The following is a 12,718-nucleotide window of genomic DNA, read 5'->3' as shown; positions in this document are numbered from 1 at the left end:
CTAACCGCCCAGGCACCCCGGACCGAGCAGCTCCTTGAGGTCCCCCATCAATGCCGGCGAGGGCGTCACCCGCAGCGACTGATCGAGCTCCAGCGTGGTGATCCGGTCCCCGCTGATGAGCCGCAAGTGCACCTGCGAGGTGCCGGGATGACGCGCCAGCACCTGCTTGAGCGCACTCACCTTGTCGAAGGTGCACTGCCGGGTAGGCAGGCTGACGGCCAGCGGCCGCTGCGCCTGCGCGTTGGAAAAGTCGGGCACCACAAGCTCATTGGCGATCAACGAAACCCGGTCGTCACGGATCGCGACCTTGGCGTTGACCAGCACCACGGCGTCGTCGGCGATGTCGGCGCCGTAGCTGGAATAGGTGTGCGGGAAGAACATCACCTCGATTCCACCGGTGAGGTCTTCCAATTGCGCTGAGGCCCAAGGCATTCCGTTCTTATTGACCCGTCGGTTGACCGACGCCAGAATGCCGCCCACCCGCACCTGGGCGTCGTTGGGCACATCACCGTCCAGGATCGCCGGAATGGCGGTATCGACCTGACCGGCCAGCAGGTGTGCCACCCCGTTGAGCGGATGCCCGGACACGTACAGGCCCAGCATCTCCCGTTCCAGGGCCAGCTTGTGCTTGTCCTCCCACTCGTCGTCGGGGACCTTGATGGTGAACACGGGGTCCGCGCTGCCGGTCCCGTCGTCGTTGCCGCCGAACAGGTCGAACTGCCCCATCGCCTCGGCCTTCTTGGTGCCCAGCACCGAGTCCACCGCATCGGTGTGGACCAGGAAAAGACCCTTGCGAGCATGGCCCAACGAGTCGAACGCCCCCGCTTTGATCAACGACTCGGTGACCTTCTTGTTGCACGCCGAGATGTCGATCTTGTTCAGATAGTCCGAGAAGTCGGTGAATTTGCCTTTGTCGTTACGGGTTTGGATCAGCGAACCTACGACGTTGGCGCCGACGTTGCGTACCGCGCCCAGGCCGTAGCGGATGTCCTCGCCCACCGACGCGAAGTTCAGCCCCGACTCGTTGACGTCCGGCGGCAAGACGGTGATGCCCAGCTTGCGGCAGTCGGCCAGATAGACGGCGGCCTTGTCTTTGTCGTCGCCCACCGAGGTCAGCAGGCCGGCCATGTATTCGGCCGGGTAGTTGGCCTTGAGGTAGGCCGTCCAGTAGGAGACCAGCCCGTAGCCCGCGGCGTGCGATTTGTTGAACGCGTAGTCGGCGAACGGCAGGATGGTGTCCCACAGCGCCTTGATGGCGCCGGAGGAGAATCCGTTGGCCTGCATGCCCTGTGAGAAGCCTTCATACTCCTTGTCGAGCACTTCGCGCTTCTTCTTGCCCATCGCCTTGCGCAGAATATCGGCTCGGGCCAGCGAATAACCGGCCACTTTCTGCGCGATGCGCATGATCTGCTCTTGGTAGACGATCAGGCCGTAGGTCTCGGCCAGGACCTCCTCGAGGGGTTCCGCAAGCTCCGGGTGGATCGGCTTGATCGCCTGCCGGCCGTTCTTGCGGTCGGCGTAGTCGTTGTGCGCGTTCTGCCCCATCGGGCCGGGCCGATACAAGGCGAGCACCGCGACGATGTCTTCGAAACCCGTGGGCTGCATGCGGCGCAGCAGGTCGCGCATCGGCCCGCCGTCGAGCTGGAACACACCCAGGGTGTCGCCGCGGCCCAGTAGCTCATAGGTGGGTTTGTCGTCCAACGACACCGATTCCAGGTCGAGATCAATTCCCTTGTTGGCCTTGATGTTGTCGATCGCGTCGCCGATGATCGTCAGGTTGCGCAGACCCAGGAAGTCCATCTTCAACAGGCCGATCGCCTCACACGACGGGTAGTCCCAGCCGGTGATGATGGCCCCGTCCTGCGGCCGCTTCCACAGCGGGATGGCCTCGGTCAGCGGCTCGCTGCTCATGATGACCGCACAAGCGTGCACGCCGGCGTTGCGGATCAGGCCTTCCAGGCCGAGCGCGGTCTGGTAGATGGTGCGGACGTCCGGGTCGGTTTCGATCAGGCCGCGGACCTCGGCGGCTTCCTTGTATCGCTCGTGGGCCGGATCGGTGATGCCCGACAGCGGAATGTCCTTGGCCATGATGGCCGGCGGCAGCGCCTTGGTGATCCGGTCGGCAATCGCGAAGCCGGGTTGGCCGTAGTGGATTCTGGCCGAGTCCTTCAGTGCCGCTTTGGTTTTGATGGTGCCGAAGGTGATCACTTGGGCTACCCGGTCGTGGCCCCACTTGTCGGCGGTGTAGCGCACCATCTCACCACGTCGGCGGTCGTCGAAGTCGATATCGATATCGGGCATCGACGTGCGCTCGGGGTTGAGGAACCGCTCGAACAGCAGACCGTGCGGTATCGGGTCGATGTCGGTGATACCCAGGGCGTAGGCGACCAGGGAGCCGGCGGCGGAGCCGCGGCCGGGTCCGACGCGGATGCCCACCGACTTCGCGTAGCCGATCAAGTCGGCGACGATCAAGAAGTAGGACGGAAAACCCTTGGCGCAAATCACATCGATCTCGTAGTCCGCGCGGGTGACGTAGCCCTCGGGCGGTCCGTCGGGGAACCGTCGGCGCAGCCCGGCGGCCACCTCGTGGCGCAGCCAGGACGCGGGGTCGTGGCCGTCGGGAACCGGGAAGACCGGCATCCGGTCACGCGGAGTCCACACGTCGGCGTAGGACTGCACGCGTTCGGCGATCAGCAGCGTGGAGTCGCAGGCGCCGGGGACCTCGTCGTCCCAGATCTGTCGCATTTCGGCGGCGGACTTGAGGTAGTAGCCGTCGCCGTCGAACTTGAAACGATTGGGGTCCGACAGGGTCTTGCCGGTTTGGACGCACAGCAGCGCTTCGTGGTTGTGGGCCGCGTCGCGGGTCACGTAGTGGCAGTCGTTGGTGGCCAGCGGTGGAATGTTGAGGGTGCGGCCGATGTGGAGCAGTCCCTCGCGGACCCGCCGTTCGATGGTCAGCCCGTGATCCATCAGCTCGAGGAAGTAGTTGTCCGGCCCGACGATCTCGCGCCATCTGGCCGCCGCCTCCAGCGCCTGACGCTCCTGGCCGAGGCGAAGGCGGGTCTGCACCTCACCCGAGGGACAGCCGGTGGTGATGATGATTCCTTCGGCGTGTTCGGCGATGAGCTCGGCATCCATGCGCGACCACTTGCTCAGCTGGCCCTCGAAGGATGCCAGCGATGACAGCTTGAACAGGTTGCGCAGGCCGGTGGCGTTCTCGGCCATCATCGTCAAGTGGGTGTAGGAGCCGCTTCCCGAGATGTCGTCGGCCTTCTGGCTCGGGTCGCCCCAGAAGATGCGCCTGGTATCAAAACGAGAAGCGGGCGCGATATACGCCTCGACGCCGATGATCGGTTTGATCCCGGCCTGTGTTGCCGAGTTGTAGAACTCGCTGGCGCCGAACATGTTTCCGTGGTCGGTCATCCCGATCGCCGGCATCTGCAGCCGCTCGACCTCGGCCAGCATGGGAGTGATCTTCGCGGCACCGTCCAGCATCGAGTACTCGGTGTGGTTATGCAGGTGCACGAAGGACCGCGAAGATGAACCGCTCATAGGGACGCCAGTCTATGACTGAGCACCGACGGCTTTCGGGCGTGTCGCAGAGTGTGTCTTGTGGTCGCTAGGCATACAGCTCGACGAACTGCTGCAGCGACTTTTCCACGTCGCCCTTGACGGCTCGGGCCGCCGCCGAACCCACCGGCCCGAACAACGCACGACCGCCCAGCTCGAGGCGCAAGCTGAGGCTGGACCCGTCCTTGGTCGGCGTGACCGTGAGGGTAACGCCGTATTTGGCGCCGCCCTTCCCGGAGCCGGACAGCGCGAGTTCGTGCGGCGGGTCCCATTTGGTCACCGTCCACGTGACCCGGTTGCGCATGCCCTTGGCCCGGGCCACCCCCACGATTTCGACGCCCTCGCTCAGTTCGTCCGGCAGCTCGCTGCGCCATCCCTCGTGGATCACCAGCCAATCGCCCAACTCCGACAGATTGGAGACGTGTTCCCAGGTGTCGTGGGGGGTGATCGGAACGTCGGCGGTCATCTCAACAGAAGCCATCGGATGAGCCTAACCGTGGCCACGATGCGGGCCGGGCCGCCGCCCGCGGGGTGGCGCACCTGGGCGGACACGTGGACCCGTCAAGCTGTCGGATCATGCCTTCCGGTCAAGGCGTGGTCACATCCGCCACAGAAGTCTCCGCCCGCAATGGATCCCCTTCTTGCCGTGTGGTGTCGAGTGTGCGTCTGTGGCGTCGAGTGTGCGTCGAGGGCGTAAGAATTGCCCGATCACCGCCCTGTAGGCAATGTCGAAGCCACAGACGCACACTCGACGCCACAGAAGCACACTCGACGCTGCCAGCACACGCTCGGCGCCGCCGACGCACACCCGAGAACCCCCCACGGCACACTCGACGCCGCCAGGCGCCGCCCCAACCCCCACCGGCACGCGATTTCCTTCTCCCCACATCGGGCGCAGCCCCATGACCGCTGTGAGCGACAACCCGGCAGCGCGCGCAACATCCACGGCTGCCAGTTGTCGCGCGGAGGTGGGCAAATCGCATGCCTACCCGTTCAGCGACAGATGCGACCGGTGAGACCGAGCCGGCCTAGCTACCGGGCCCCCCGCGCAGCCGGTTGCCGATCCTGATCGCGGGCAGCAACAGGGTACGCGGTGCGAATCTGCCGCCGGTGCTGACCAACTTGGGCACCGCGCCCGGCACCACGGTGCGCTTACCGGCCAGCATCCCGGCGATCGCGGCTTCGGCCACGTCACGCGGCGACACTTGCGCGATGGGAATGCTGAACCGCTCGGCGCTGGCGATCTCGGCCCACTCGGTAGGCACCGGCCCCGGACACAACGCCGTCACCGACACACCGGTGCCGTGCAGTTCCTCGTGGACTGCTTCGGAAAAGGTCAGCACAAAGGCCTTGGATGCCGAGTACACCGCCATGAACGGAATCGGCTGGAACCCGGCGATCGATGCGATGTTGAGCACCGCTCCGGCGCCGCGGTCCACCATGCCGGGCAGTGCTGCGCGGGTGAGTTCCATGAGGGCCAGCGCGTTGAGTGTGACCTGCTCGCTTTCGCGTTCCGGGGACAGCTCGTAGAAGCGGCCGCTGGTGCCGAAGCCCGCGCTGTTGCACAGACCGGCGATCTCGTCGGCGCCCAGGCGATCGGCCAGCTCCGCTCTGGCTTGCGCATCGGCCAGATCGAGCGGCAAAACCTCGACCTCGACCGAGAACTCCCCGCGCAATTGATCGGCGAGTTCCTCGAGGCGCTCGCGGCGCCGCGCGACCAGCATCAGCGGAAAGCCGCGGCGGGCCAGACCGCGAGCCAGTTCGACTCCGATGCCGGAAGAAGCGCCGGTGATGACGACGGTGGCCTGCTTGTTCGGTTTGGGAAGACTCATGTTGTCACCAATGTATCCCTCGGGTCGCCTGGACGAACGTTTCGCTTCTCTTATCGAGTTCTGATGTGTCCGTTGGAGTTTCGCCGCCCTTGGCCGCTGCGGAATCCCGGAACATGCTGAACGCCCGGTTGCGTACCCGGTCCATGACAGCCGGGTTGACGGCGTCGGCCACAGCCGCGAACTGGCCGAATGGCGAGCTTGCCCGTCGCGGCCGGTGCACGATCGCGTCGGTGATCACACCGGCCGCCTGATCCGGGGTCAACGTGGGGAATTTGTCGTAGATCGTGGTCGGGCTGATCATCGGCGTTCGCACCAGTGCCATATGCACGGTGGTGAACCGCACGTTGTCGCTGACCGTCTCGGCTTGCAGCGCATCGCACAGGCTGTCCAAAGCGGCCTTGCTGGCGATGTAGGCGCCGAAGCGCGGTGCCCGAGTCTGCACCCCGACCGACGACACGTTGATGATCTGCCCGAACTTGCGCTCCCGCATGCCGGGAATGAACTTGAGGATGAGCTGGACCGCACCCAGATAGTTCAGCTGCATGGTCCGCTGGTAGTCGTGAATCCGGTCATAGGACAGCTCCAGCGAGCGCCGAATCGACCTCCCCGCGTTGTTGATCAGGATGTCGACCCGTCCCAGATCGGCGAGCACCTGGTCGGCCATCGTGGCGATGGCGTCCATGTCGGACAGATCGCACGGGTACACGTGCGCCGCCCCGCCATTGCCACGGATATCTTCGGCGACCTTTTCCAGGTTCTCCCGCGTGCGCGCCACCAGTACCACCGCGCCCCCGGCTTCGGCGATCTTCTTCGCGGCCGCCTCGCCGATGCCCGACGACCCGCCGGTGATGAGGACGATCTTGCCCTCAACCGCGTCGCGCAGTGTCCGGCCCTGCACGGCGTCGAGCAGATTCCTCAGATAGAAGGGCCGATATCGCCCGGCGGAGTTCGGCGTGTTGACGATGTTGGACACCGTCGCGAACGGCTTCTCAACGAGGTTCGCTAAGTCACCAAGATTCATCGGTCGTCTCTCCTGATGGCGGTGTGGTGGATGTGGCACTGGTCATGAAGCAAACCTAGGGCATCGGTCAATGACCGGGACCAACCCGTCGGCATGCGAGTCCGCCAGGCGCCTGGCCGAACCGCGGGACGCGTCGGCGTTCGACAGCAATCGACTTGTTACAGCTGATAATCCGGGCGTGATCGGTCCCTAACGGCCAGGCAACGCCGACGTGTTCCCCTGACGGGATGGGACTACTGTCACGTTTCCGCAAACGCGCGCCGATCACCATCTACGACCAGATCGGCGGATACCAGGCGATCGAGGTCGTCGTCGAGGATTTCTACGCCCGGGTGCTCGCCGACGTCCAACTCGCCGGCTTCTTCACCGGAACGAATATGAGCCGTCTCAAGGGCAAACAGACGGAATTCTTTGCCGCGGCTCTGGGCGGGCCGGAGCCCTATACCGGTGCGCCGATGAAGCAGGTGCATCAGGGCCGTGGCATCAGCATGCACCACTTCACGCTGGTGGCCGGGCATTTGGGCGACGCGTTGGCCGCGGCCGGCGTCCCCGGTGAGACGATCACCGAAATCCTGAAAACGATCTCGCCGCTGGCCGCCGACGTCGCGACGGGCGACAGCACCACCGTCAGCGTCTGAGCCGGCCCGAAACGTGGCAACCCAGCGATGAAAGGTCAGCGCCGAGCCACCGCCGCGAGTCGCCGCTGCAGGTATGCGACGACGCCGGCGTCGGTGCTCAGGTCGATGGCCGCGCGGTAGGCCGTGGCCGCCGCTGCGCGACGACCGGTTGTGACCAGCAGATGGGCGCGCGCCGCCCAGGCCGGCTGAAACCGCTCGACCGCCGGGTCGGCAATCGCATCGAGCGCGCTGAGCCCTGCGTCCGGGCCGTCGAGCTCAGCGTCCACCACCGCCAGCGCCACCGAGGCCCCCAACGACGGTGCGATCCGCAGCAGCGCGCGATGCAGCGTGCGCAGCGACTCCCAATCGACCTGACCGCCGTGTGCGCGGGCACAGTGAGCCGACTGGATTGCCGCCTCGTACTGGTAGCGCCCGGGACGGCCGATGCGGTGAGCTCGATGCAGCAACGCCTCGCCGCGTGCGATCATCGCCTGATCCCACAGCCGGTTGTCTTGTTCGTCGAGCGGCACGAATTCGCCCCGGCTCGTGCGCCGCGCGGCGCGACGCGACTCCGACAGGCACAGCAGCGCGGCCAGGCCCAGCACCTCGGGCTCGTCGGGCAATAGGTCGGCCAGCAGCAATGCCAGATGCAGCCCCTCGGCGGACAGGCAGTTAATCGGTTCACCGAATGGTTGCACCTGCCAGTCGATGGCAACCGCGCCGTATACCGCCTCCAGAACCGCGGGCAGCCGCTCGTCGAGGCCGGCGCGGGCCGGTACCACGAAGGGAATGCGCGCGTCGCGAATCCGGCGCTTGGCGCGAACCAGTCGCTGCGCCATGGTTGCGGCCGGAAGCGAGAACGCCCGGGCGATTGCGGCCGCGTCGATGCCGAGGACGGTCTGCAGCATCAGTGGTGTGCGGCAGTTGGCTGCGATCGCCGGATGCGCGCACACCAACATCAGCTCCAGGCGGCGATCCGGGATCGCCTCCGGGTCATCGAAGGGTCCGCCTGCGGCACAACCCGTTTCGTCGAGCGTACCGGTCAAGCGGTAACCGTGCGATTTCCACCGGTCGCGCAGCCGGTTGCGGGCCACGGTGAGCACCCAACCGTCCGGGTTGGCCGGTATGCCCTCGGCCGGCCATCGGATGAGCGCGCGCTCCAAGGCGTCGGCCAGGGCGTCCTCGGCCCCGGCGATATCGCCGGTTGGCGCGGCCAGCAGCGCCAACAACCGGCCGTAGGACTCGCGAACCAGCCCGGTGAGCCGAGCCTGCACCTCACTCAGGCTGGTACCAGCCCTTACCGCGAGCGTAAGTGACTGCGACAGACCGGATTTCGACCGATCCCCACTCGGCTGCGGGGCATCGCCGCGCCCACACCAAGGCCGCATCGAGGTCGGGCACCTTGATGACGAACACCCCACCGAGCCGTTCTTTGGTGTCGGCGAACGGCCCGTCCTGAATCTGCGGGACACCGTTGCGCGCGGTGAAGGTGGTGGACGCGTCGGCGGGCTGCAGCACCTGGGTTGCGATCAGCACGCCCGCGGCGTCGAGGTCGTCGGCATACTTCGCGAACGCCGCCCGCGCGGGGGCCATGTCTTGCTCACTCAGCCCGATCTCGCCGCCCTCCTGATAGTGCATGAGTAGGCAGTACTGCATGACGGTGTTCCTTTCCGACTCGATGGTGCCACCGGTATGACGATCGACGCGCCATCAAATCGACACCCGCACTAAGCCCGCGGTCACCCCTCGGCGCGTAACACATCCAACGCGTGCTGAAGATCCGGCGGGTAGGGGCTGACGATTTCGATCCGGCGGCCATCGGCCGGATGAGCGAAGGCCAGCGACCGGGCGTGCAGCCATTGCCGTTCCAGGCCAAGTCTTTTCGCCAGCTTGGGGTCGGCTCCGTACACCAGGTCGCCGCAGCACGGATGGCGCAGCGCGGCGAAATGCACCCGTATCTGGTGAGTGCGTCCGGTCTCCAGCTCGACGTCGAGCAGGCTGGCGGCGACAAAAGCCTCGATGGTGTCGTAGTGGGTCACGCTGTGGCGGCCGTTCGTGGTGACCGCGAACTTCCATTCGGGGCCGGGGTGGCGGCCGATCGGCGCGTCGATTGTCCCGCTGGACGGATCGGGGTGTCCCTGCACCAGAGCGTGATACCGCTTCTCGACGGTGCGGTGCTTGAATGCCCGCTTCAGCACGGTGTACGCCCGTTCCGACAGCGCCACCACCATCACACCGGAGGTGCCGACGTCGAGGCGATGCACAATGCCCTGCCGCTCGTGCACACCGGATGTGGTGATGCGGTAGCCCGCCGCGGCAAGTCCGCCGAGCACCGTGGGACCGGTCCAGCCCACCGATGCGTGTGCGGCGACAGCCGCCGGTTTGTCGACGGCGACGATGTCGTCGTCGGAATACAGAATCGTCATGCCTTCGATGTCGACGGGTGTGTTTTCCAGCGGTGACGGCGCCTCGGGCAGCCGAACCTGCAGCCATGCTCCCGGCGCCAGCCGGTCGGACTTGCCGGCCGGTACGCCGTCCAGGTGCACGCCGCCGCCCTCGGCGATGGCCGCCACGGCGCTGCGGGAAAGTCCGAGCAGACGGGCCAGCCCGGCATCGACGCGCAGGCCCGCCAATCCCTCCGGGACGGGCATCGAGCGGTCCGCCATCAGTGCTGATCGGCCTTGCGCCGGCCGGTTTCCCCGTCGGCCTTGCCCCGACTGGGTGTGGCACGGTCGGGTCGGCGCCGGCCTACCGAGTCGAAATCGAAGCCCAGGATCGACAGGACCACCAGCAGGATCGCGCCACCGACCACCGACGGGTCGGCGACATTGAACACCGGCCACCAGCCGACCGACAAGAAGTCGACGACATGTCCCCGAAGCGGCCCGGGTGCCCGGAAGAAGCGATCTACCAGATTTCCCATCGCGCCGCCCAGAATCATTCCCAGCCCCAGCGCCCACCAGGGTGACACCAGCCGCCGTCCCATCCAGAAGATGCCCACGACGACGCCCGTCGCGATCAGCGTCAGTACCCAGGTGTAGCCGGTCGCCATGGAGAACGCGGCACCGGAATTGCGCACCAACGTCCACGTCACGGTGTCGCCGATAATCGAAACCGGCTGGCCGGGAGGCAACAGCTTGACGGCCAGCACCTTGGTGACGATGTCCAGGGCCAGCACGATCGCCGCGACCGATAGCAGCAGGCGCAGCCGCCTCGGAGCCGGCTGCGCGGAAACCTCGGGCTCCCCGGTATCTCCCGCCGTAGTAGGCGGATCGGCGTCAGGCACGAACACCATCATCCCCTAGTCCAGTGACTGCGCCCACATGCGGATGGCGGTGCCCGGCATCCGGGATGATCTCAGCATGAGCCGCCTCAGCGTGATCACTACCGGAGGGACCATCGCCACCAGCACCGGCGCCGACGGAGTGCGCCGTCCGTCGCGCGGCGGGGCAGAACTGACCGCGGCCGCCGGCGCAGACCTCGACATCGATGTCGTGGACCTGATGGCACTCGACAGTTCGCTGTTGACGCCGGCCGATTGGGATCGCATCCGCGCCGCGGTCCAAGCGGCCGTTGATGGCGGTGCGGCCGGTGTCGTCATCACGCACGGCACCGACACCCTGGAAGAAACCGCGCTCTGGCTGGACCTCACCTACTCCGGCGACATCCCGGTGGTCATCACCGGGGCCATGCGCAGCCCCGACGCCGCCGACGCGGACGGTCCGGTCAATCTGCGCGACGCGCTGACGCTGGCGGCCGACGCGACAGCCCGCGACCAGGGCGTGCTGGTGTGTTTCGCGGGCCGGGTGCTGCAACCGCTGGGCCTGCGCAAGGTGGCCGCCGACGACCTGAGCGGGTTCGCCGGCGAACTGCTCGGAACCGTCACCGAAACGGTGACGATCATCCGGGCCAAAACACGCCCGTACCTCGGTGAACTGCGCGCCGCCGAGGCGCCGCGGGTCGATATCGTCGCGGTCTATCCGGGAAGTGATGCCGTTGCGTTGGACGCGTGTGTGGCCGCCGGCGCCCGGGCCATCGTGCTGGAGGCATTGGGTTCGGGAAATGCCGGGTCGGCGGTGATCGACGCAGTGCGCCGCCATCGCGGCGAAGGGGTGGTGGTCGCGGTCTCGACCCGGGTTGCCGGCGCGCGGGTGGGCGCCGGCTACGGCCCCGGACATGACCTGGTGGACGCCGGTGCGGTGATGGTGCCACGACTGCCACCGTCGCAGGCCCGGGTGTTGTTGATGGCCGCGCTGGCGGCCGGGCTACCGGTCGCCGAGCTCGTTGACCGCTGGGGCTGAGAGGCCGGTCGGCTCGTCGACCCGTAGCCGGCCGACGTAGTCCGGCCAGTCCAGGCTGTCGACCGGGTTGGCGACGGCGAGCTCGCCGGTATCGATGGGAAAGGTCCGCGCCGGGCCCGGACCTGAACGGCGAGTCTCGAACCGGACGGTGACCACGCCGTGGCCGGCCCCCTGCACCCAGCCGTGCCCGAGTTCCGGGTGGGCTACGTCGTCGCCGATGCGCCATCCGGCGCTGTCCGGTCCGCCGAATTGCGCGGCCCGTATTGTCGGGAAGTCGTGCTGGGCTTCCTCGGCCGTATCCGGTGACAGGTCCAAGTCGGGAAACAGCGACTCCTGCTGCACCTCGCTGAGCCCCGAAAAACCAACGCCGAGAAGGCGAATCGGCCCGATCTCAACGGGGTCAAGCAGCAGCCGCCGGGCCACCGCGATCAGCGCTCCCGCTTCGGTGGTCGCGTAGGGCATTGTCGCCGAACGGGTCAGCGTGCTCATGTCGGCCTTCTTCAGCTTCACGGTGACGGTGCGAGCTCCGCGGCCGTCGCGCAGCAGGCGTTGATACGCGTGTTCGGCGATCGGGTCGATAGCCTCACGCAGCTGGTCGAGGGTGGTCAGGTCGGCGGCGAAAGTGGATTCGGCGCTGAGCTGCTTGGCTTCGGCTCGCTCGGCAACGGGCCGGTCGTCGATACCGCGGGCCAGCCGGTGCAGTGCGGGCCCGACGGTCGCGCCGAGGATGTTGGCCACCTCGACGTCGGTCAATGCGGCCAGCTGGCCCACGGTCTCGATGCCGAGTCGATGCAGCTTCTCCTCGGCAACCGGGCCGATTCCCCACAACCGCCGCACCGGCAAGCCATGGAGCAGCCGCTGTTCTTCCTCCCGGCGGACCACTCGAATGCCGTCGGGCTTGGCCAGACCGGAAGCGATCTTGGCGATCTGCTTGCCCGAGCCCGCCCCGACCGAGGCAACCAGTCCGGTCTCCTCACGCACCCGTCGCCGCAAGACTTCACAGAACGTCTCGACGTCCTCGGCCGCGGCCGCGCCCAATTGGGGCGGTTCCCCGAAGGCCTCGTCGAAAGACAGCTGCTCGACGACGGGAACCAGGTTGCGCACGGTCTCGAATACCCGGCGGCTGGCCACCCCGTACACCACACCGCGCGGCGGCAACACCACCGCCGTGACGCCGATCAGCCGGCGGGCCTGGTGCATCGGCATGGCCGAGCGGGCGCCGAAAACCCGCGCCTCGTAGCTGGCGCCGGCGACGACACCGCGCCCGCCGAGGCCACCCACCAATACGGGCCGGCCCCGGAGGGTAGGACGGGTGAGTTGTTCGACCGAGGCAAAGAACGCGTCCATGTCCAGGTGCAGCACCCAACGGGACTCCAC

11 protein-coding genes are annotated in these 12,718 nt (G+C 67.0%); 2 read left to right on the top strand and 9 right to left on the bottom strand.

The annotated features are described in order from the left end of the window. From dnaE to BST40_RS02045, 4 genes are all read right to left on the bottom strand, one after another. Entirely contained in the window at positions 1–3,552 is a 3,552-nt protein-coding gene (gene dnaE / locus BST40_RS02060; protein ID WP_083153261.1) for a DNA polymerase III subunit alpha, read from the bottom strand. Positions 3,553–3,619: 67 nt separating this feature from the next. Next, the gene (locus tag BST40_RS02055; RefSeq protein WP_083153259.1) at positions 3,620–4,051 is read right to left on the bottom strand and encodes a type II toxin-antitoxin system Rv0910 family toxin; all 432 of its coding nucleotides are present in this window, start codon (positions 4,049–4,051) and stop codon (positions 3,620–3,622) included. Positions 4,052–4,598: 547 nt separating this feature from the next. Then, positions 4,599–5,402 carry an SDR family NAD(P)-dependent oxidoreductase gene (locus BST40_RS02050; RefSeq protein WP_083153257.1) on the bottom strand — a complete coding sequence of 268 codons (804 nt, stop codon included), beginning with the start codon at positions 5,400–5,402 and terminating at the stop codon, positions 4,599–4,601. A gap of 4 nt (positions 5,403–5,406) precedes the next feature. After that, positions 5,407–6,423: an SDR family NAD(P)-dependent oxidoreductase gene (locus tag BST40_RS02045; RefSeq protein WP_075546145.1), complete on the bottom strand. Its 1,017-nt coding sequence runs from the start codon at positions 6,421–6,423 to the stop codon at positions 5,407–5,409. A gap of 227 nt (positions 6,424–6,650) precedes the next feature. Here BST40_RS02045 and BST40_RS02040 point away from each other — a divergent pair, with 227 nt between their 5' ends. Further along, the gene (locus BST40_RS02040) at positions 6,651–7,061 is read left to right on the top strand and encodes a group I truncated hemoglobin (protein WP_075546144.1); all 411 of its coding nucleotides are present in this window, start codon (positions 6,651–6,653) and stop codon (positions 7,059–7,061) included. Between the two features lie 35 nt (positions 7,062–7,096). Here BST40_RS02040 and BST40_RS02035 read toward each other — a convergent pair whose 3' ends face one another. The 4 genes from BST40_RS02035 to lspA form a co-directional block, all read right to left on the bottom strand. Next, complete coding sequence (locus BST40_RS02035; protein ID WP_244174256.1) at positions 7,097–8,314, bottom strand: RNA polymerase sigma factor; 1,218 nt, start codon at positions 8,312–8,314, stop codon at positions 7,097–7,099. A gap of 1 nt (position 8,315) precedes the next feature. Next, the gene (locus BST40_RS02030; protein ID WP_075546143.1) at positions 8,316–8,696 is read right to left on the bottom strand and encodes a YciI family protein; all 381 of its coding nucleotides are present in this window, start codon (positions 8,694–8,696) and stop codon (positions 8,316–8,318) included. An 83-nt stretch (positions 8,697–8,779) separates the two neighbouring features. Continuing rightward, positions 8,780–9,706 carry an RluA family pseudouridine synthase gene (locus BST40_RS02025; protein WP_083153255.1) on the bottom strand — a complete coding sequence of 309 codons (927 nt, stop codon included), beginning with the start codon at positions 9,704–9,706 and terminating at the stop codon, positions 8,780–8,782. Further along, positions 9,706–10,338 (bottom strand): signal peptidase II, encoded by a 633-nt coding sequence (gene lspA / locus BST40_RS02020; protein WP_089024977.1) that lies wholly within the window; start codon positions 10,336–10,338, stop codon positions 9,706–9,708. The genes BST40_RS02025 and lspA overlap by 1 nt, the downstream gene beginning before the upstream one ends. A 31-nt stretch (positions 10,339–10,369) precedes the next feature. Between lspA and BST40_RS02015 the strand changes: the two genes are divergently transcribed. Further along, the gene (locus tag BST40_RS02015) at positions 10,370–11,341 is read left to right on the top strand and encodes an asparaginase (protein WP_208618895.1); all 972 of its coding nucleotides are present in this window, start codon (positions 10,370–10,372) and stop codon (positions 11,339–11,341) included. On the opposite strand, the gene BST40_RS02010 is transcribed toward BST40_RS02015, so the two are convergent. Then, a complete protein-coding gene (locus BST40_RS02010) occupies positions 11,306–12,718 on the bottom strand; it encodes a DNA polymerase IV (protein WP_089024976.1) in 1,413 nt (470 codons plus the stop codon). The genes BST40_RS02015 and BST40_RS02010 overlap by 36 nt on opposite strands.

The sequence above is a fragment of the Mycobacterium persicum genome, from assembly GCF_002086675.1.
Taxonomy (GTDB): Bacteria; Actinomycetota; Actinomycetes; order Mycobacteriales; family Mycobacteriaceae; genus Mycobacterium; species Mycobacterium persicum.
Note: the sequence above shows the minus strand (reverse complement) of the source record. Positions and strands in the feature narration are given on the sequence as shown.